Here is a 20768-nt window from a genome sequence, read left to right on the forward strand (position 1 = left end):
TAGGTCTTTTAGGGTAGAAAAGCTAGACCACAAAAGATTAGTGGTTCTGGGAGAATAGCAGGGGCAAGACACTGTTCATGGATACTTCGAACCCATTCAGGCAGAATTAGCCGAGCTGCCGGACAGAATTCTCTCCCGACGATTACCCAGTGGATGCCTTCGAGGGTAGGCTTTTGAAGGGGGGGATTAACAGCTCACAAGATAAAATAGTACGACTGCAGGATACGGTTTTAGTATTGCTCTTTATTTGTTATAACATATTTATCTTTTTTTAATTCTTCGGATTGGACTCTGATGGCCTCGTCTAAAGTTTTTTTCTACCAATTCAATTCGTTTTCCCTGGTTCTAGAATCCAGCATCCATTTTAGATAGCAAATTACTCATTCTATTACTTTGATTATCTAATCAGGGCTTCATTTTGGTCATTACGAACTTATTAAGAGTATATTTTTGGGATTGGCCCTTGTCTCAGCGATGCCGGTGGCTGGATTTTCAACGGTATGGTCACAAAATGCTGGGGAAAATGTAATTTTTTCTCTCCTGTTAGTTCTTTTCACTACTTTCCCAAGCCCCCTTTTTTCTCCTTGCCTATTACATTGGATGGAAGAGATGATTAGTGGTTCCAATGCACTAGACCTTCATACAGTAATTGCTAAACGAATAGGAATTTTTCTTTTGTTGTTTGCTATTTTGCCTACTGTAGGTGGTTCATTATGTCGTTGTGTTTTAAAAGACCTAAAGTTGAATACAATTCACTATATAGAAAATACTTTTTTACTTCTTCTTTGCTATGCAAATAGTACAGCTTCTTTACCGAAAACATTTCAATAAGCTAATTTTATATTTTTATTAATGGTTTTATTTTTTTTCTTTTATTTATTGTTTTTCTCGTTTCTCTGTTGGAAATTTTATTGGTTGGTTTTTTCATTATCTGGAAGACGTGAAAAAGTCACTCGTTTTTGGAACAGGAATGAGTAATACTGGTAGTGCTTTGATTTTAGCCAACATAGCTTTATCAAACCCATCTTCCGCAACGTTGCGTCATAAGTGATTGCAACAGAACGAAATAGATTTTTCGTTCTGCCTACATTGCCCACTTGGGCGGAGAAGCGAAGAGGGAAAGTAGATCGATCTTTTGAAGCAAGGCATTCAACTCGGAGGGAATCTGAGAGAAGAGCCCAATCAGCGGTTGTCCTTTTAGAGAGAGGTTGACCAAGCGGATCGTCTGAAGACGCCGAAGCACCTTGGGCACCTCTTCGGTAAAGCCCTTGGCCACCCATTCGGCTCCGAGCCGCGCACTTATCCAGAAGGCAAGGAAGCAGATCATTACATGGTTGCGGACTCGGTCCGGTCGCCAGTGATAGACGGGACGGACTTCCAGGTAACTCTTGAGCTCCGAGAAAGCGGCTTCGACCACAGCTAGCTGCTTATAGTGGGTGAGCACCGCCTGGCCCGAAGCCTTGGTCGCCGGGAGATTGGTCTCCAAGAGATACCAGCCGTCAGTCGCCTCTTCTTCCTTGACCCGCTCCTGATCCAGTTTCCACCAGAACCGGCCGCCTGCGTCGACGCCGTACTGGAAGTATTTGTGCGCTTTGAGCTTCTGCAGCGCTCGGCCAACCCGGCTGCCGAGATTCACGGGATTCACCTGCCGGCGTACCGCCTTCGTGATCTGGCGGAGCACCTCTTCTGCTTGGGCAATGCGGCTTTGCCGCCGTTCGCGATCCCGCTGAGCCCGCCACTCTCCTCCCGCAATGACATAGCGCACCCCCTCCTGTTCAATCTCCAGTACCCGCGTCCGGTCCATTAGCCAAAGCTGCCGGTCTTCAGGCAGACGACTGAGAATCTCCTGAAGCTTGGCCCGAGTCGACCGGGTCACGTACTCAAGCTCCATGCCAGTCAGGATCTCCAAGTTCCACCAACTCCTCATCCCCCCGTCGAAGACGAAGGTCGCCTCTTGGATCCCAAACCTCCGTCTGAGCGTGACCAAGAGCCCCGTCAAGGTCGTGCGGTCCGCCCGATTCCCTCTCAGCACTTCCACATGGAACGGAATCCCCCGACCATCCGTAGCTACCGCCAGAAGAACTTGTCGCCGATCCTGCCGGTGATCCCGACTATAGCCATATTGCGCCAGTCCCTCAGGGCCCTCCCCTTCGAAGTAAACACTCGAAAGATCATAGAGCACCAGGCTCGCCCCCTGCGGCTGACTCCCTTGGTAAAGCTTCTTCTCAATCCCACTCCAACAGCCGTTCAACTCATCCATCGCCCGGTAGAGCTCGTCCTCATCCAGATCCTTCTCCTCAAGCCCACAAGCCTTGGCCAGAAGAGTCCCCCGCGCTTCCTTCCGAAGGGCCAGCTTCGAGGAAGGAAAGAGAATCCGGCCAAAAATCATCGCCTTCAAAAGCCTTCGTTTCCGCTCCGAGCCAACACTAGCAAAGACTTCCTCAAGGCCAAAGCGATGCCAAGCCTCCTCAAGAACGGCCAATCCTCCGTAATCAAGTGCCTCCTGGGCTTCGAGCCCCTCTACAGGCACAAGACGCTTCTTTTGCAAGGCCGCCGCTAGCACTTCTCGAGCTTCTTCCGGCAATCGGGTCACGTTGGCGATCCGGCGGGTCTTCACCTGCTTCCCCACCCGGTAGGACTCTCGGACAATATAGGATCGATAGATCTTCCCTTTTTGGCGGGTGCGGACCTCCTGCAAGTACATGCCTACTTGACTAACATATTTTCGACACGATGCCAAAAAAATAATAAAAGATAAATAAATTATTGTGTCCTACACAAATATACATAAATCATTGATACATCAACAAAATGGCCAAAAACTTGCGGAAGATGGGCAAACCACCAAAGAGCAATATTTGTAATTCTTTTTTATGATGTTATACAATTATTAATCGGATTATATATGATATCGTTATTTCATAATCAAAAATCTATGTCTCATAAAATAGATTCTTAAAAGGTTTTCTTTTGAGTTACCTAAATTTTTGATTTTGATCAAATTCTTCCGACATGTATTTTCTGAATTCTCTTTTTGAAAAAAGCGTTCATTTGTTCCACGAGCTTTGCTACCTCTTCTACTAATTGAGGATATTCTGATTTATCTATGATATGTTTTGTCCGGTATTACAGGAATAAATACAAGCTCTAGAAAGCCTGAGGCAGTTTCTTAAATTTGTCCATTCAAATGTCTAAAAAACACGGTTGCTGAATGTATAAACATTGTAGCAATTATCCAAGCAAAAGATAAAGTTAGCCATTGGTTTATTCAACCCTCAAATTGATGTAAAGACTGCTCCGATATTTTATTGAGCGATAAGATCGAGTGGCTTCTGTTCGTAAAAGATCCGAGTTAAACGGTTATCTTCATCAGAAAAGATAAAGTATGCATCATAAACATAATGGGAAGAATCTTTGTATGTCCATTTCAATACATGAGCTCTGATTAAGTTCCCATTTTGTTTGTTACTAATTGCTATGTATCCTGTCATTATACGTCCTCTTCGATAGTGGAGATTCATGACATCAAACCGCTCGTATTCCTCGCCCATGATTTTAATAACCTGTTCCTGAGGCATCCCTTGTTGAAAATGATGGCCTTTCACTTCCCAAGTAGACCAGAATGTCTGCACAAAAGGAGTGCCAAATGGAGGTTGAATCGATGGTTCTTTTAAATTGGGTCGTATAGGAAAATCAGGAATAGGGTAAACTTGTGCATAACTGCCAAGAGCGAATACCATTATTCCAACAGCAAAGGAAAGAAAAGCAAACTTTTTCATATGAAAAAGTACAAAACCATAAGTTTTTAGCTAAGAAAAAGCTTTTCTAACTATTCCCACTAAAACAACAGGAGAAATCGGATACAGCATTACGTAACAGTTTGGTGTCTTATCTCACAGAAGTTCACAAATATAAGGATTTTAATGCTTTGATAATTACAAACTTAAACACAATGATGATGAAAAGATAGATACTGTCCATTATAAATGATTTTAAAAAGATGGTCTTTGAAAAGCTGCTTCCAAGCGATTCTTTTTTTAGGAGTTTTAGATATAATCAGTGTAATCATTTCGACATAAGAGAAGATATATTTGACTTTTTATAGAATAGGCTAATACACAGCATTTGATGAGGTGGTTTTATACTATTTTAAGGGATAAGGAGCTTCCTTTGTAAAATCAGAGAAGATAATCGATGAAAAGTGTCTTATAAAAGAAGTTTATAAAAAAAGATCATCTCATAAATTCTGTTCAACAATCTAAAAGGGAGGATCTTATAACCGATACGGTTGCTAAAGAACATGAAAAAGCTGCTATGCATTACGAACGTGTCGCGATGCACCACAGAAAAGCTGCATAACATCATCGTGCTGGTGAACGTGCAGATTCAGGTCATCAGGCTCATATAGCTCATGGGCATGCTAAACATGCCCAAGCCCATACTGAAGCTGCAGCTAAAGATGAAGCAACCTGCATGATAAGGAACCTTGGGCTTGATTGTAAGTAGATTGAAAAATAATAATCTATAAATATAGAAAATTAAAGATGAGTTGCGTGTATGTTTTTGTAAATTTAGTAAAAATTTGAAATAGATAAGTGGTAAAATGGAGGTGCGCTTTCGTACATTATAGATTAATACAATAATGGAATTATGTAAGAATGAAAGGCAGTTTAAGCGTGCTCCTGCAGACAATATAAGATTTAATCATAAACCATATTGTAAAAAGAGATTTACTAGCCCATCTTCCGCAATGTTGCGTCATAAGTGATTGCAAAAGAACGAAATAGATTTTTCGTTCTGCCTACATTGCCCACTTGGGCGGAGAAGCGAAGAGAGAAAGTAGATCGAGCTTTTGAAGCAGGGCATTCAACTTTGGGGGAATCTGAGAGAAGAGCCCAATCAGCGGTTGTCCTTTTAGAGAGAGGTTGACCAAGCGGATCGTCTGAAGACGCCGAAGCACCTTGGGCACCTCTTCGGTAAAGCCCTTGGCCACCCATTCGGCTCCGAGCCGCGCACTTATCCAGAAGGCAAGGAAGCAGATCCTTACATGGTTGCGGACTCGGTCCGGTCGCCAGTGATAGACGGGACGGACTTCCAGGTAACTCTTGAGCTCCGAGAAAGCGGCTTCGACCACAGCCAGCTGCTTATAGTGGGTGAGCACCGCCTGGCCCGAAGCCTTGGTCGCCAGGAGATTGGTCTCCAAGAGATACCAGCCGTCAGTCGCCTCTTCTTCCTTGACCCGCTCCTGATCCAGTTTCCACCAGAACCGGCCGTCTTCGTCGACGCCGTACTGGAAGTATTTGTGCGCTTGGAGCCTCTGCAGCGCTCGGCCAACCCGGCTGCCGAGATTCACGGGATTCACCTGCCGGCGTACCGCCTTCGTGATCTGGCGGAGCACCTCTTCTGCTTGGGCAATGCGGTTTTGTCGCCGTTCGCGGTCCCGCTGAGCCCGCCATTCTCCTCCCGCAATGACATAGCGCACTCCCTCCTGTTCGATCTCCAGTACCCGCGTCCGGTCCGTTAGCCAAAGCTGCCGATCTTCGGGCAGACGACTGAGAATCTCCTGAAGCTTGGCCCGAGTCGACCGGGTCACGTACTCCAGCTCCATGCCAGTCAGGATCTCCAAGTTCCACCAACTCCTCATCCCCCCATCGAAGACGAAGGTCGCCTCTTGGATCCCAAACCTCCGTCTGAGCGTGACCAAGAGCCCCGTCAAGGTCGTGCGGTCCGCCCGATTCCCTCTCAGCACTTCCACATGGAACGGAATCCCCCGACCATCCGTAGCCACCGCCAGAAGAACTTGTCGCCGATCCTGCCGGTGATCCCGACTATAGCCATATTGCGCCAGTCCCTCAGGGCCCTCCCCTTCGAAGTAAACACTTGATAGATCGTAGAGCACCAGGCTCGCCCCCTGCGGTTGCCTCCCTTGGTAAAGCTTCTTCTCAATCCCACTCCAACAGCCGTTTAACTCATCCATCGCCCGGTAGAGCTCGTCCTCATCCAGATCCTTCTCCTCGAGCCCACAAACCTTGGCCAGAAGAGTTCCTCGCGCTTCCTCCCGAAGGGCCAGCTTCGAGGAAGGAAAGAGAATCCGGCCAAAAATCATCGCCTTTAAAAGCCTTTGTTTCCGCTCCGAGCCAACACTGGCAAAGACTTCATCGAGGTCAAAGCGACCCCAGGCTTCTTCGAGAACGGCCATTCCTCCGTAATCAAGTGCCTCCTGGACTTCGAGCCCCTCTACAGGGACAAGACGCTTCTTTTGCAAGGCCGCCGCCAGCACTTCCCGAGCTTCTTCCGGCAACCGGGTCACGTTGGCGATCCGGCGGGTCTTCACCTGCTTCCCCACCCGGTAGGACTCTCGGACAATATAGGACCTGTAAATCTTCCCTTTGTGGCGTGTGCGGACCTCCTGCAAGTACATGCCTACCTGACTAACATATTTTCGACACGATGCCAACAAAATAATAAAAGATAAATAAATTATTGTGTCCTACACAAATATACATAAGTCATTGATACATCAACAAAATGACCAAAAACTTGCGGAAGATGGGCTAGCTGTAGTTGCAAAAGTCATTTTTGAATCAAATAGATCTCAAGCTATCGCATTGATATAATAGATTTTCGTACTGTTTAAATTCATTAGAAGACTATAATGAATAAAATACCATTTCATGCTTTTGTTTTCTTTTATTTATAAACGGCGCGGGAATACCTGTCCCCTTGAGGAAATTGGGATGAGAGCGCTACAAATGGCTATTTGCCTTGGCATGCTGTGATGTAATGACGAATGACTTTCGCCGATACTGCCCCAGCCGTTCCCACACAGTAGGCTTGCGTCCATAAGTGTTCCCAGCAATGCCCAATGTTATTAAGCTTCGGGAACCATTTCCGATAGCCTCGCGGGACGTGTAGTCCTTAAGAAGTCCCTTGATCGTTGAAGGTGACCAACGAGGCGGGGCCGATACGAAGCAATGCCCCTGGTCGATGTCCGTTCTCAAAACTGGCATCCGAAAGCCGTGTTGTCGGCAGCATTTGGTGATCAGAGCTTTGCAGGTCGCCTCCACCACGCCAGCGTGTATTCTGCGACGGTATTTCGGTATCAATACAAAGTGGTAGGCGATCTGATAATGCCCCTATCGCGTGTTTCTGGTTTGTAATGTATCAGCCAGAATGCTATGAATAACATCTGTAGAACAGGTCCTCCTCCTATCCTTGAAGTGTATCTCCAAAAGAGAGGCTCCCTATCATTCAGCAAGGTCAGATAGAGGCGGCCAAGGTCTGGGCGACGTGCCGGGACAAGCATTTCAAGGCTGTCTGGACGCGGCGAAAATCAAAAAGCCACCGCCGGAGGCTGCTACGTCTTGCATGCCCAAGGCCTCCAACAGGTCTTTCACGCCTTCGAGGCAGCCGTGGAAGTAGCTCGCAGGAACAGCCGCGTAGGCGCAGGGCTATCTGCTATTCATATAAGGACAAGCGCTTTTCCCCCCTGATGTGGCTGGTCCAAGCAATGGGATAGGAGGAAAAGCGGATCGTCCCCCCATGGGACGAGGAGGATCGTTTCTGATATTGCCGCGTCCCGCTTGGCTTTTTCACAAATTCGCTTGCCTGATTGTCTGGAATGACCTGCCTAACGAATGGCACGTAACCCTTGTCAAAATCGGCATCTGACCCGAACTTGTAAGAGCCCGCGGAACGGTGTGCCACGGTGGATGTCGACCAAATTCACCAGGCCGCCGTAGTCTCCAACGACGGGAAAGCTCTAGTCGTTTCCGGGCAAGGTTAGCGCACCATCAAGCGGCTGCACAGCAAGCAACTTGGCGAAATCCTGAAAAAGCACTTCCGATTCAAGAAAGGCAGCCGGCGCTTCCGCAAGCTCGGATGAGCCAGAGCGAAGCGCACGCTGCGTCATAAACGCAGGCTTCTCGACCTGCGTCATAAAGGCATCCGGAAAACCGTGGACTTCTGCCTGTATCATGGAATTCAATCCATCTTCGCTGGTAACCCGGATGGGGTGCGTCGCGGCGCCTGTAGATGCCGTCACAACCAGCGGATGAGCCAATGGGAATACAGCAAGGATTTGGAATATTTGATACAGAGGTCGGAGCAAGCCCAGATCACGTGCTTCACCGAGGACGAACGGGGCAGGTCCAGCCGGTGTCCGGAATGCGGCATAAGCCCCGTGGGCGGAACTGACGATGGCCGAAATGCGGCTTTCAGGGCCAATCGGGATGTGTTCGGCGTCCTCAACGGATACCCGCTATCCTTCGGTCATGTGGTGCTATTTCCAATGCGCATCACGTATCTGCGACCCAGCCCTCTGCGAGGGCGGGCCACCGGGATGAACAACCGGAAGCCAAAAAGCAGGTGTAGACTGGATAGGGGCCAAAGTTGTCTAACTGCAGCACGGCCTCAAGCGACCTCGGTTCGCAGGCAGGTTCCCCATGAGGACTGCCTACCAGTCGTGCGTTCTAGCTAGAAGTTCATCCGTTTTAGCGGGTTGAGAGTGTCAAGGACAAAGCAACGTGATAATTTTAGCTTGTGTAGCTAGAGTAAAAAATTGGAATCTCAATGGTAATTTCATTTTTAACCGCAGGTTATTGTGAAAGGCAACCATTGCTCTAGGAACAGTAACGATTACGATAACTTGTCTGAATCCTCACTATGATAAAAGGTTAGCCATGGTTCTGTTTTTTTAAGAAAAATAAGATGCTATGCTCTTAGTATTTTCTTAGGGCTTTAGTTTTCTTGCAAAAAATATAAAACACTGGATAATCTTAAGTAATGGAGTGGGTTCAAACAATTACGGTAATCGTTACTGTTATAGGGGCTGTGGTCTGGTTTCAGAACAGTCTTCGAGGAGAGATGAACAGCCTTCGTGGAGAGATGAATAGTCTTCGAGGAGAAATGAATAGTCTTCGAGGAGAAATGAATAGTCTTCGAGGGGAAATGAACAGCCTCCGGTTAGAAATGAATGCTAGGTTTGAAGCGATGGAGAAAAGACTGGATGATCTCCGCTCAGAAATGAATTCCAGGTTTGAAGCGGTGAATGCGAGGTTCGCCGAGCAGGGGAAAAGAATTGAGTTAATAGAAAAAATTTTGGCTAAAGCCGTTCGGTTGGACGTAGAAGAACTTAAAAAGTCTTCTTGATTGTTATGCCTTTGCTCGGAGACAGCAAACGGAATACTTACTTTCTTCCCATTGAGATAGCCAGTAGAGCAAAAATTCTAAAAATTCTTGTAGGATAGGTAAAGATTTAGGATTTTTCTCACATTTTATAGCATTAATTTTTAGGTTTTTAGATGTATTCTTAGGCATTATTCCATTTTTATAAGTTTTATTGAGTTTAACTTACAATTTTGATCTATTCTTGATTATCGGCTACTTATCGTGGCGCACCCGGCGTGATTCGAACACGCGACCAACGGATTAGAAATCCGCTGCTCTATCCACTGAGCTACGGGTGCATTGCTATCATAATACTATAGCTTCATTCCCGGAGGAACTTCCAACCTTTGCTAAATTTGTTTTCCTTTTGGGAAAAGATAGTTCCAATATCTTATTTATCTTCAAAAAAGAGTGAATTAGTTTTTTCTTTTATTTTTAGGAATTTAATTTTTTTCTTTTTTTTCTTTTTTATTAAAACGAAAAAATAAAGCACTATCCAGTTATAAAAAAAGGAGGATTAAATTGATACAGCGTCTTGGACATCAGTGTATTCAATTTTTAAGAAGCACGGGTGAAATTTTTTTCCTCCTTCTCGATACCATTTATTCCTTTTTTAGTTTTCCATTACGTTGGAAGCTGTTTTTGATGCAGATTTTATCTATTGGGGCAAAATCCCAGATTATAGTTTTAATAACCGGAGCTTTTACAGGTGCTGTTTTTGCAGCCCAAGTGCAGTTTCATTTTGGAAAACTTGGGATGAGTTCAGCTACGGGCCCAGTCGTAACTTTAGCCATGTTAAGGGAATTGGGGCCTGTCCTCTGTGCTCTAATGGTGTCGGGCCGGGTAGGTTCTGCAATGGCTGCAGAAATTTCAACAATGAGAGTGACCGAACAGATTGACGCCTTGAGGGCTCTGGGAGTATACGTGACCCAATATCTGGTTGTGCCGCGTTTTTTGGGCCTGGTTGTTTCTATGCCGTTGCTTGTGGCTATTACTTCTGGGATAGGTATCCTCTGTGGCTATTTGGTCTCTGTGCCATTGCTGGGAGTGGAGCCTGCTTATTATTGGGAAAATACAATCAGATTTACATCGCTCGATGATGTATGGATGGGAGAATTAAAAGGGATGTTTTTTGGGGGGCTGATTGTATTGATTAGCTGCTATCGGGGACTTAATTGTCAATTAAGTGCTGAAGGAGTAGGGATTGCTGCGACGCAGGCAATGGTATATTCTTCGATATCCATTCTTATTTCTAACTTTTTCTTTAGTTTTCTTATGAATATCCTGTTTGCAGGATAAAGAAGAGATAGATAAAGATAGACAAATGAGAAATGCTTATAAAAATGGGTATTTGTAAGAAAATAAAAATCTGTGAGCTCTATGAGCTGTTGGTTGTGTCTGATAACTGATAAATGATGGAGAAGGATAGAGAAACAAGGAAAGAGAGCAGGGAAAAGAACTTATTTGTTCTTGAATCGCACAAAAGGGTAGCAGAAAGATGCTGAAGGTAGTCAATATCAAAAAAACTTTCAATGGAACTGTTGTTTTAGATGGAGTCAATTTTGAAATCCTTGAAGGAGACCGGTTCATGATTATTGGAAGGAGCGGAGGGGGTAAAAGTGTCCTTTTACGCATTATTCTTGGCTTAATAAAGCCAGATTCTGGGGAAGTTTGGTATAAGGGTCAAAATATTGTAATGCTTTCAGAAAGAAAACTTGCTCCCTTACGGAGAGATATGGGAATGGTTTTTCAGAATGGTGCCCTATTTGATTTTATGACCGTTGAAGAAAATGTTGCTTTTGCCTTGCGGGAAAAGGGAGGAATGAGTGAAAAAGAGATTAAGAAAGAAGTGAGTGAACTTTTAGAAAGGCTATTGTTAAAAGGTCAGGAAAAGAAGATGCCGTCTGAACTTAGTGGAGGAATGCGAAAAAGAGTAGCCGTGGCTCGTGCAGTTATAGCGAAACCGAAGATCATATTTTTCGATGAACCAACTGCTGGACTTGATCCTATAGCCTCTTCGGAACTTAACGCTCTTATTTGTTCTTTAAATAAAGAATTTAATGTGACTACTGTTATAGTTACCCACGATATGGAGGCGGTTCGGCAACTGGGAATCACTGTAGCCATGCTCTATAATGGTAAAATTTACAGGATAGGGACTCCCCAAGAGTTTGAGACTTCAATGGATCCTGTGATTCGTAATTTTGTACATGGGATTATAGAATCCGAAGCGAGGTGTAATTGAAATGGAACCAAAAAATTTAGAACTGAAGGTGGGTTTATTTCTTTTGATAGGGCTGGCGATTTTAGGGGCATTGATCATTTATTTCGGCCGGTATGGGGAAAAATTTCGTCCTTCTTATCAAGTTACTGTCGAGTTTCCTAATGCTTATGGATTGATTAAGGGTGCTCCTGTTTATTTTGCGGGTGCTCCAGTTGGTAGAGTGATCAGTACCCCGCGGCAAATTAGGGAGGGGAGGGCGGTGGAGGTGGATATAAAAATTAACGCTGATGCTAAAATCCGTAAGGATGCTTTGTTCCAAATTGTAGATGTAGGGATGTTAGGGGATAAAGCTATTGCGATTACTCCTAAAGGAGTAACGGCTCCTTTTTTGCGGAATGGGGATAAGGTTCGGGGAACTAGAGCTTCAACCCTGAGTGATGTGACCAGTCAGATTACCCCTTTAATAAATTCGGCAACCCAATTACTTGAAGGGGCGGGAACCATTGTCAACAGGATCAATCAGAATGTATTGACAGAGGAAACTGCATCTGATCTTCGAGCTACTATAAAGGAGTTGCGGTTGGTTTTGAGTCGAACTGATCAACTACTTGCAGACGCTCAGTATGGTAAGGGACCACTCGCAAAGATTCTTAACGACCCTGAAATTTCAGAAAATCTGTCCGCTTTCGTTTTCAATCTCCGGAAAAAAGGCATTCTTTTTTATTCGGATGTTGCTGCCAAAGAAGAAGCTAAAGAAGAATCGGCGCAAGCCCGAGAAGGGACAAAAACCAAAGGCCCGGTTCTAAAGGCAAAAATGGGAAAAAGCAATGTCAAATAGACACGATGAATGCTTTTATAGGAACTATTCTTGTTGCGGCAGGACAAAGCAAGCGGATGGGTTTTGACAAGATATTCAAACCGTTTGCTAATGGACTATGTCCTTTAGAAATCTGTTTGCATAGAATTCTGAACTCTCCTTTAGTGGGACAAATTGTAGTGGTTGTATCGAAAGAAAATTTCGAAAGGGCGATGGAAAAAATTTCAACCCTTTGTCATGATAAAGATATAAAAATTGCAGAAGGGGGCAAAGAAAGGCAGGATTCGGTCTATCAGGGATTATTGGCTTTGGATCCGCTGTGGGAATATGTAATGGTTCATGACTCGGCTAGACCTTTTATTAAAGAAGAACTTATTTCAGTAGTCTTTCAGGCAGCAAGAGAAGTGGGAGCAGCTGTTTGCGGAAAGCCTTGTTCGGATACTCTAAAAGAAGTGGATATGGATGGAAAAATCCTTAAGACCCTGGACAGAAGCAAAATATGGACGGTGCAGACGCCTCAGATTTTTAAAAGGTCTTTATTGGAAAAGGCCTATATGGCATTACAAAACCAAGGGGATATAGTAACCGATGATGCCTCCGCGGTTGAGCGGATTGGAGGAACTGTAAAAGTCGTTTTCTATAAAGGAAATAACATGAAGATGACATTGCAAGAGGATTGGGATATAGCAAATCTCCTTTTGCAAAAGGAGAAATTCAACTAACCCATGAGTCTATTGTTGTATGGCTTTTTTTATTTAATTTCTCGATGTAGGGTGTGACGTCTAAGAAAAGGATTATATTTTCTGAGTTCAATTTTGCCTTGTTGTAACTTTTTGTTCTTTGTTCCATAGTACCGAGAAGCAGGTTTGCCTTCGGCCTTCGCTTCCGTGCATTCAAGGATGATCTGTTCTCTAGGCATGCTTTAAACTTTATTTCTTAAAAAAAGATTGTCAATGGAAAGAATAAAAGAGAATAAATTGGCCCTTTTTTTTCTTTTTAAACTGATAGATATTTTTTAACGGATCTTTTCTTATGGAAAAGCTAACTAGAAGAATAAGCAAGCAGCAGGAAAGCCTCAATCTATGGGATACTGCCTCCAAGGACCTTTTGAAATGGAAAAATCCAGAAAGCTTCGCTGAGCAGATCCATGATCTGAGAGTCTTAGGCAAAAAATTGCGTGCCCTTTATTATTTTTTTAAGCCAATACTTGATTGCCGTCTTTTAGAAAAAGAAAAGCATCGAGTCAAGATGGCTATGTCAAGCTTAGGTTCTATAAGAGATTCGCATGTGTCGATAGATATTCTTAGAAAAATTAAGAAAGATTATCCTCAATTGATAATTCCCAACAAAATTGATCGTTTTTTGGAAGAACAATCGTTGGAATGGAACCAAAGCCAATCCTTTTCTAATGGAGATAAGATGGATGCTTCTAAGAAGCTTGTTTCGGTTATGGAAGTGCTTTTAGAAGCCAAAGAAAAGCTGCTTAGTCAATTATCTAAACGGGCAATCGAAAAAAAAATAATCTTAGAAAGGTTAACAAAAGGCTTTAAGGCTGTAAAAAAAACAATGGAAAAAGCTATAGAAGAAGAATCGGCTGATTCATTTCATCGTTGGAGGCTCAAAACAAAGAGATTTTACTATCTTCTTGATCTTTGCATGCGGCAAAACAATTCTAAAGGGCTAAGCAAAGTCCTAAAAAAATTTAAACAGATCGAACAACTACTTGGTCAAGCACATGACTTTCATGTGCTGGCCTCTTTTCTTACGCAATTGAAACCTCCTAAAGAAGGACAGAACAAATCATTCAAAAACTTTGTTTTGCTACTGGATACTCTTGAAAAGGAAAAGGAAAAAAAAGCGTTATCAGTGGCTAAAAAAGTTGTAACGGCTGATTTTGAAAAAAACATTCAACATATTTTTAATTAAAAGATTCAGAGTCCTCAGTCCTTTTGACCTTCTGTGCCTTTTTGATGGGAATTTTGTTCTCTAGGATTATTTCCTTACTTGGATAGAGCAAATAACTGTTTCTGGCTAATAAAAAAGCGTTTAGGTCATAAGCCCATTTTCGTGCAATGGATTGAAGGGACTTGTAGGTATTGAGCTCTGTCAGAATAAGAGGACTGCCATAGACTTTGAAAAAAAGATTTTTATGGGCAACAGAAGATCTTTGGAAAGGACTTGGATGGGCCATGTTGTTGATTCGAGACGCAAGAAAGACAGCAAGAGCAGTGAGATTTGCAGGAGTTTTAGGGTCGATCTGCAATTCTAATCCAATAAGTCCATTAATAGATCTAGGAACAGCAAGGACTCCAGGAAGATTCAATCCGTTTATTTCTCTTGCCAACCGATAGCCATCCAGTCCTTTAGCTGCTATCAACCTAAAGGCTTCTGTTGTGCCTGTTCCAAGCTCAAGTCCTGATAGACTACCAACAAGACCTGTGACGACATAGTAAACAGGGGTGTCTTCTCTTGGTATATTGGGTGAGGTAGGGATCCATCGTAAGCCGGTATCTTGCCATACCATGGATCGATTCCATCCTTTCATGGGAATTACATAAAGTCTACAGGGATGCGAGATGAACCCCCTGCCATTAGCCATCTGGGCTATTTCTCCCACAGTCATTCCATGAACATAAGGTACTGGAATAAAACTGACGAATGATTTCCAGCTGGGATTAACCAGTGGCCCCTCCACACGTAGTCCACCAAGGGGATTAGGCCTATCCAGTACGTAAAAAGGAATGCCGGCTTCGCCACAAGCCTCCATCGCTGCCACCATAGTGCTTACGAAAGTATAGCTTCTACAGCCAATGTCCTGAACATCGAAAACTAAACAATCAAGATTTTTTAGCATTGCTTGAGTTGGTTTTTTTGTTTCTCCATAGAGGGAAAAAACCTTTAAGCCCGTCAGTCTATCTCGATGAGAGGGTACTTCATCTCCGGCTTTGATTTTTCCTTCAATGCCATGCTCTGGGGCAAAAAGGCTGACGAGTTTGACTCCAGGTGCCTTTTGGAGTATCAGTCTAGTAGGCACTCCATGGGAATCTACACCACTTTGATTAGTAATAAGTCCTACTCTTTTCCCTTTTAAGGAGGCGAAATTTTCTTCCCTTAGAACATCAATCCCAAGAAGAACAGCTGCATTGAGACAGGAGATGAAGTTGTGAATTGAAACAAAAAAAATGAAAAGAAATGGACCCAACAGGGATCTTTTCATTTTATTGTAATTCTTAAGCATGCGAGCAAGGTAAGCAAGACAATATTTTTGCTTGTAGGAGTTGGTAATTAAGCTTGATATTATCTATTCTTCAGTATACAATCAAAAACCTAAGCATAGTCCTCTGGGTGTGAAGCCATACCCCCCAAAATGAATCATTTAAAAAATTCTTTCTATCGCACTATTGCTTATTTTTCAATGGAAATCGCTGTTGATGAGCGCATTCCCACTTATAGTGGGGGACTTGGTGTTTTGGCTGGAGACACATTAAGTGCCGCTGCTTCGGTCGGCTTTTCCATGGTTGGAGTTAGTCTGCTTTATCGCAAAGGGTATTTCTTTCAAAAGATAGATGAGCAGGGAGTTCAAAGAGAAGAACCTGTAGAATGGGCTGTTGATGATTTTCTTGTAGAACAGCAACCTCGAGTAACAATTCAACTGGAAAATAGAGTGGTGACGGTTCGATGTTGGCTCTATGAAATTGAGCAGAATGAGCATAAAGTTCCCGTTTATTTTTTGGATACCGATCTTCCAGAAAACGATCCTTATGATAGAAGTCTTAGTGGTTTTTTATATGGTGGAGATGATCGCTATAGATTGTGTCAAGAGGCTGTTTTAGGGATTGGAGGCGTACGGATGCTTCGGGCTTTAGGCTATAAGAAAATAGACAGATTTCACATGAATGAAGGCCATTCGAGCCTCTTGACTCTTGAGTTGCTTAGAGAAATATCTGAAACAAAGCATGAGCCTATTTCTTGGGAGGATATCGAAGCGGTTCGAGCCCTTTGTGTTTTCACAACGCATACACCGGTGGCTTCCGGTCATGATAAGTTCCCTCTTTCTCTTGTAAAAGAGGTTTTACCTTTCTTCCCTTTTTATTATGGGGAGCTCAGGGATATTTTCTGTTGTGGGGACTTCTTAAACATGACTTATCTAGCTTTAAATCTTAGTCATTATATTAACGGCGTTGCTAAAAGACATTCGGAAGTTTCTCGAATGCTCTTCTCTCATTATGAAATAGATGCCATCACTAATGGGGTCCATGTCCCCTCTTGGGTCAGTCAGCCAATTCAGGAACTTTTTGATAAACATATTCCTCACTGGAGAGAGGATATTTTCAGTATTCGTTATGCTATTGCTATTCCTTTAAAGCAAATTTGGGAAGCCCATTTGATTAACAAGAGGCATTTGTTGGACTTTGTGAATAGACAGAAAAACATTGGTATGGAGATTGATAATTTTACAATTGGTTTTGCCCGAAGAATGACCGCATACAAAAGACCGGAGCTTATTTTTTCGAATCTTGATCGGCTAAAGTCTATTGCAAAAGCAATAGGACCGCTGCAATTAGTCTTTGCAGGCAAGGCGCATCCTAAAGACGAAGAGGGTAAAAAAATTATCCAAAGAATACATGCTATCCATTCTTCTCTGAGTCCTGAAGTAAAACTTGTTTTTTTAGAAAATTATGATTTGGCTTTAGCTAAAAGGATTGTGGCTGGAGTCGATCTCTGGTTAAACAATCCGCTACCGCCATTGGAAGCTTCTGGAACGAGTGGGATGAAAGCGGCTATCAACGGTGTTCCCTCTTTGAGCGTTCTGGATGGATGGTGGATAGAGGGTTGCATTGAGGGGATGACTGGATGGTCTATTGGGATGGATCATTTTCAAAAAAAAGAAGGAATAGAAGATGACCATAGCAACGATCGGGATGCTAATGCTCTCTATGACAAACTGGAAAAAGTAGTTATGCCCCTCTTTTATAAGAATAAGGATGCCTATTCATTAATCATGCGTTCCTGCATCGCCATTAACGGTTCTTTTTTTAATGCACAACGGATGCTCATGCAGTATGTAATAAAAGCCTATTATTGAAATTCTGATGAATACGGCTGCTTATCTAATTAAAGAAGGGCAAAAGGTCTTTTTAGCGGATTTTGATCCTGCCGATACAGGGCATTTTAAGAGTAAAGAAGAGGCTTTAACAAAGCTGGGTGCAGATATAGAAAAAATGATCAGTTTACAGGATAGATTTTATGCCCGGAATACCTATTCTTTACTGATTATTCTACAAGGAATGGATTGTGCGGGGAAGGATAGTCTGATTAAACATGTTTTGTCTGGATTAAATCCGCAGGGTGTTGAGGTTTATAGTTTTAAAAAACCCACAGTTGAGGAATTAGAACATGACTTTTTGTGGCGATGTTGGAAAAGATTACCGGCCAAAGGTCACATTGGAATTTTCAATAGATCTTATTATGAAGAACTTCTGGTGACCAGGGTCCATCCAGAACTTCTCGAAAAAGAAAGGCTTCCTCAACAGACTTTTGATGAAAAATTCTGGGAAAAAAGATTTTCAGCCATCAACCACTTTGAACAGTTTCTTGTAGAAAACGGACTCTTGATTATCAAGTTTTTTCTTCATTTGTCAAAAAAAGAGCAGGATAAGCGATTGGCGGAAAGAATCGAAAGGGATGATAAGCAGTGGAAAATATCTTTTTCGGACCTGATGGAAAGAAAAAAATGGCATGAGTATATTTCTGCCTATGAAAAGCTGCTTGTTGAGACTTCTACCAAACACTGTCCTTGGTACATTATACCAGCAGATCATAAGTGGTACAGCCAACTGCTGGCTGCTAGCATAATCGTAGAAAAAATGGAAGCCTTACAATTGGATTATCCCAAATTAAATGAAGAGGAAAAAGAAAAGTTAAAAGCTCTATTTTATGACTAAGCTTTTGCGATTGTAAAAAGTAATAAAAAGGAAATTTATGGTAAAATACCGAAAAGAAACAGATTCTCTTGGAACTATTGATGTTCCTTCAGATAAATATTATGGAGCACAGACGGCTAGATCCTTGATTCATTTTTCAATTGGTCAAGAAAAAATGCCCATTGAGGTGATTAGAGCCTTGGCATTGATCAAGAAAGCTGCTGCATTAACCAATGCCGAATTGAAGTTGCTTTCCGAAGAGAAAAAAAAATGGATTCTGAAAGCTTGTGATGAAATTTATCAAGGTCAGCTGGATGATCATTTTCCACTTCACGTGTGGCAAACTGGCAGTGGCACTCAAACAAATATGAATTGCAATGAAGTCATTGCCAATCGAGCAAACGAATTGGCAGGGTTTCCTCTTGGATCTAAAAGTCCTGTACACCCTAATGACGATGTGAACCGCTGCCAGTCTTCTAATGATGTTTTCCCATCGGCTATGCATATTGCTGCAGCCTTATCAATTCACAATTTTCTTTTGCCTGAAGTTTCTAAGCTAAGGGATGCTATAGAATCGAAATCAAAGGAATTTTTTCACATTATAAAAATTGGTCGTACCCATCTGATGGATGCGACTCCGATTTCCGTTGGACAAGAATTCAGTGGTTATGTTTTTCAGATTGATATGGGTATTTCTCATATAAGATCTAGCTTAGAGAAAGTCTATGGATTGGCTATTGGCGGCACGGCTGTAGGCACCGGTATCAATGCGCATCCGCTTTTTGGAGAAGAGGTAGCAAAAAAAATAGCCCAATGGACGAATCTTCCCTTTTTTTCGGTTCAAAATAAGTTTGCCTATCTGGCTGGTCACGAACCACTTCTAGCATTAAGTTCGGCTCTTAAAGGACTTGCTGCCTCTCTGTTTAAAATTGCTTCTGATATTCGTCTAATGGGATCTGGTCCACGATGTGGTCTTGCGGAATTAATCCTTCCTGAAAACGAACCTGGCTCTTCTATTATGCCTGGCAAGGTGAATCCCACGCAAGCAGAGGCGCTCTCCATGGTTTGCATTGAGGTCATGGGTAATGATACAGCCGTAGCCATAGCGGGAAGCCAGGGGAATTTTGAATTGAATGTTTTTAAGCCTCTTATTATATGGAATGTCCTTCGGTCTATCCGTCTTTTAGCTGATGCATGTAAGAACTTTAGACGATTTTGTATCGAGGGTTTGCAAGTCAATGTGAAGAAGTTGAAGGAATATGTTGATAATTCGTTGATGCTTATCACAGTGTTGACGCCTAAAATTGGATATGATTTGGCTGCAAAAATCGTCAAAAAAGCATATCAGGAAAACTGCTCTTTGAAAACAGCAGCTATTGCATTGGGAATATTGACTGCAGAGGAATATGACCGGTATGTGCAGCCTGAAAAAATGATCGGAATTGAATAATTTAAAACACAATCATGAATACGCGAGGTGCTTTATTGGGAATGGAAACAAGCTTTTGGTTTATCCCCATGGATAAAGTGGTTGCTTTTCGTCAGTTCCTAGAAGCCAGAAGCATTGTCGTGACCAATGGTTGTTTTGATCTCTTCCATTTTGGACATTTAACCCTTCTCAGAGAGGCAAAAAAATTGGGAGATTTTCTTTGGGTAGGAATCAATGGGGATCAGTCGGTAAAAGAATTAAAAGGGGCTGAAAGACCTTACTTCTCTGAGTGGGAAAGAGCAACTATCGTTGGATCTTTTAAGTATGTGGATGCTGTGACTATTTTTCCAGAAGCACGAGCCACGACATTTCTTTCTTTGGTCAGGCCTGTGATTTATGTTAAGGGTGCAGACTATTCTTCCCAAACGATCCACCAGGAGGAAAAAGAAGTTCTAGAGAGATGCCAGTCGCTCATCAAATTTGTTCCCTTATATCCTGGTCGATCGACTTCGGGAATAGTTGAAAGAATACGAAAAGGAGCCCAGTCTGCAGATTAATGAAGAATGTGAAAGGCAAGCATTCTCATGTCAAATTCTAAGCTAGTCAACATTGCTGTGCTTGGTTCTGGGAAAGGTAGCAATTTTTTATCAATTGCTAAAGCGGTCTCCATGGGCGAACTCCCTGCTAGGATTTGTGTGGTTGTTTCGGACAATCCTGAGGCTTTGATTATAAAAAAAGCTACCGAGCTGGGTATTCCCACAGCAGTGTTGCCTCGTGGAAAATACAAAACTTGGCTTGAGCCATGGATTGAAGAAGAACTTGTTCGTATTTTAAAAAAGTATCATTCTGAGTTAGTTGTCCTAGCTGGCTTTATGCGTGTTTTAAAAGAGACTTTTCTTAACGCCTTTGAAGGCAGGACAGTAAATATTCATCCTTCTTTGTTGCCTGCTTTCAAAGGAAAGGAAGCGTGGAAAGCAGCGTTAGAGGCTTGCGTTACGGAAACTGGCTGTACCATTCATTGGGTCAGCAAAGAGGTGGATGGGGGTAAAATCATTGCCCAATCTAAGGTTCCTGTTCTGCCAGGTGATACCTCAGAAAGTTTACATGCTAGAATACAACAAGCTGAGCATGAATTGTATCCCAAGGTGCTGAAAGATCTCTGCTTGGATTGGATCAAAAAATATGCGAAATAAAATCTCTATCCAT

20 protein-coding genes, 1 tRNA gene and 1 pseudogene are annotated in these 20768 nt (G+C 42.9%); 12 read left to right on the forward strand and 10 right to left on the reverse strand.

Going from position 1 to position 20768, the window contains the following annotated elements; translation table 11 throughout:
- Positions 1–8 precede the first annotated feature (8 nt).
- Entirely contained in the window at positions 9–155 is a 147-nt protein-coding gene (locus QOL44_RS11265; RefSeq protein ID WP_134372711.1) for a hypothetical protein, read from the reverse strand.
- Between the two features lie 280 nt (positions 156–435).
- On the opposite strand from QOL44_RS11265, the gene QOL44_RS04490 reads away from it, so the two are divergent.
- Positions 436–831, forward strand: coding sequence for a bile acid:sodium symporter family protein (locus tag QOL44_RS04490; RefSeq protein ID WP_079199490.1), 396 nt, complete (start codon positions 436–438; stop codon positions 829–831).
- A gap of 253 nt (positions 832–1084) precedes the next feature.
- On the opposite strand, the gene QOL44_RS04495 is transcribed toward QOL44_RS04490, so the two are convergent.
- The 6 genes and pseudogenes from QOL44_RS04495 to QOL44_RS04515 all read right to left on the reverse strand — a co-directional run bounded on the left by QOL44_RS04495 (position 1085) and on the right by QOL44_RS04515 (position 7978).
- Entirely contained in the window at positions 1085–2704 is a 1620-nt protein-coding gene (locus QOL44_RS04495; protein WP_045086672.1) for an IS1634 family transposase, read from the reverse strand.
- A gap of 601 nt (positions 2705–3305) precedes the next feature.
- Positions 3306–3779 (reverse strand): hypothetical protein, encoded by a 474-nt coding sequence (locus tag QOL44_RS04500; protein ID WP_009059801.1) that lies wholly within the window; start codon positions 3777–3779, stop codon positions 3306–3308.
- Positions 3780–4801: 1022 nt separating this feature from the next.
- Complete coding sequence (locus QOL44_RS04505) at positions 4802–6421, reverse strand: IS1634 family transposase (RefSeq protein WP_045086671.1); 1620 nt, start codon at positions 6419–6421, stop codon at positions 4802–4804.
- A 335-nt stretch (positions 6422–6756) separates the two neighbouring features.
- Positions 6757–6867, reverse strand: coding sequence for a transposase (locus QOL44_RS11270; RefSeq protein ID WP_266098572.1), 111 nt, complete (start codon positions 6865–6867; stop codon positions 6757–6759).
- 86 nt (positions 6868–6953) lie between these two features.
- Positions 6954–7070: pseudogene (locus QOL44_RS11275) on the reverse strand (hypothetical protein); the annotation flags it as partial.
- 692 nt (positions 7071–7762) lie between these two features.
- Positions 7763–7978, reverse strand: coding sequence for a hypothetical protein (locus QOL44_RS04515; RefSeq protein ID WP_045086670.1), 216 nt, complete (start codon positions 7976–7978; stop codon positions 7763–7765).
- Positions 7979–8784: 806 nt separating this feature from the next.
- Here QOL44_RS04515 and QOL44_RS04520 point away from each other — a divergent pair.
- Entirely contained in the window at positions 8785–9150 is a 366-nt protein-coding gene (locus QOL44_RS04520) for a hypothetical protein (protein ID WP_009059071.1), read from the forward strand.
- Between the two features lie 241 nt (positions 9151–9391).
- On the opposite strand, the gene QOL44_RS04525 is transcribed toward QOL44_RS04520, so the two are convergent.
- A tRNA-Arg gene (locus tag QOL44_RS04525) sits at positions 9392–9467 on the reverse strand.
- Between the two features lie 223 nt (positions 9468–9690).
- Here QOL44_RS04525 and QOL44_RS04530 point away from each other — a divergent pair.
- The 4 genes from QOL44_RS04530 (at position 9691) to ispD (ending at position 12931) form a co-directional block, all read left to right on the forward strand.
- The gene (locus QOL44_RS04530) at positions 9691–10467 is read left to right on the forward strand and encodes an MlaE family ABC transporter permease (RefSeq protein WP_009059068.1); all 777 of its coding nucleotides are present in this window, start codon (positions 9691–9693) and stop codon (positions 10465–10467) included.
- Between the two features lie 199 nt (positions 10468–10666).
- Positions 10667–11413, forward strand: coding sequence for an ABC transporter ATP-binding protein (locus tag QOL44_RS04535; RefSeq protein ID WP_009059066.1), 747 nt, complete (start codon positions 10667–10669; stop codon positions 11411–11413).
- 1 nt (position 11414) lies between these two features.
- Positions 11415–12230 carry an MlaD family protein gene (locus QOL44_RS04540; protein ID WP_009059064.1) on the forward strand — a complete coding sequence of 272 codons (816 nt, stop codon included), beginning with the start codon at positions 11415–11417 and terminating at the stop codon, positions 12228–12230.
- Positions 12231–12235: 5 nt separating this feature from the next.
- Complete coding sequence (gene ispD, locus QOL44_RS04545; protein ID WP_009059062.1) at positions 12236–12931, forward strand: 2-C-methyl-D-erythritol 4-phosphate cytidylyltransferase; 696 nt, start codon at positions 12236–12238, stop codon at positions 12929–12931.
- 29 nt (positions 12932–12960) lie between these two features.
- Here the strand turns inward: ispD and rpmG are convergent, their stop codons facing one another.
- A complete protein-coding gene (rpmG, locus tag QOL44_RS04550; protein WP_009059060.1) occupies positions 12961–13128 on the reverse strand; it encodes a 50S ribosomal protein L33 in 168 nt (55 codons plus the stop codon).
- Positions 13129–13241: 113 nt separating this feature from the next.
- On the opposite strand from rpmG, the gene QOL44_RS04555 reads away from it, so the two are divergent.
- Positions 13242–14135: a CHAD domain-containing protein gene (locus tag QOL44_RS04555; RefSeq protein WP_009059059.1), complete on the forward strand. Its 894-nt coding sequence runs from the start codon at positions 13242–13244 to the stop codon at positions 14133–14135.
- On the opposite strand, the gene QOL44_RS04560 is transcribed toward QOL44_RS04555, so the two are convergent.
- Positions 14128–15426, reverse strand: a complete 1299-nt coding sequence (locus tag QOL44_RS04560) for an exo-beta-N-acetylmuramidase NamZ family protein (RefSeq protein WP_045086926.1) — start codon at positions 15424–15426, stop codon at positions 14128–14130. The two genes, QOL44_RS04555 and QOL44_RS04560, sit on opposite strands and share 8 nt — an antisense overlap.
- A 150-nt stretch (positions 15427–15576) precedes the next feature.
- Here QOL44_RS04560 and glgP point away from each other — a divergent pair, with 150 nt between their 5' ends.
- The 5 genes from glgP to purN are packed head-to-tail and all read left to right on the forward strand — an operon-like array spanning position 15577 to position 20755.
- On the forward strand, positions 15577–17295 hold the full coding sequence (gene glgP / locus QOL44_RS04565; RefSeq protein ID WP_045086669.1) for an alpha-glucan family phosphorylase: 1719 nt from the start codon (positions 15577–15579) through the stop codon (positions 17293–17295).
- Positions 17296–17302: 7 nt separating this feature from the next.
- Positions 17303–18154 carry a PPK2 family polyphosphate kinase gene (locus QOL44_RS04570; protein ID WP_009059055.1) on the forward strand — a complete coding sequence of 284 codons (852 nt, stop codon included), beginning with the start codon at positions 17303–17305 and terminating at the stop codon, positions 18152–18154.
- A gap of 37 nt (positions 18155–18191) precedes the next feature.
- Positions 18192–19583 (forward strand): class II fumarate hydratase, encoded by a 1392-nt coding sequence (gene fumC, locus QOL44_RS04575; RefSeq protein WP_009059054.1) that lies wholly within the window; start codon positions 18192–18194, stop codon positions 19581–19583.
- Between the two features lie 14 nt (positions 19584–19597).
- On the forward strand, positions 19598–20119 hold the full coding sequence (locus tag QOL44_RS04580) for an adenylyltransferase/cytidyltransferase family protein (protein WP_009059053.1): 522 nt from the start codon (positions 19598–19600) through the stop codon (positions 20117–20119).
- A gap of 27 nt (positions 20120–20146) precedes the next feature.
- Complete coding sequence (gene purN, locus QOL44_RS04585) at positions 20147–20755, forward strand: phosphoribosylglycinamide formyltransferase (protein WP_009059052.1); 609 nt, start codon at positions 20147–20149, stop codon at positions 20753–20755.
- The last annotated feature ends 13 nt before the right edge of the window (positions 20756–20768 follow it).

Source organism: Candidatus Methylacidiphilum fumarolicum, assembly GCF_949774925.1.
Classification (GTDB): domain Bacteria; phylum Verrucomicrobiota; class Verrucomicrobiia; order Methylacidiphilales; family Methylacidiphilaceae; genus Methylacidiphilum; species Methylacidiphilum fumarolicum.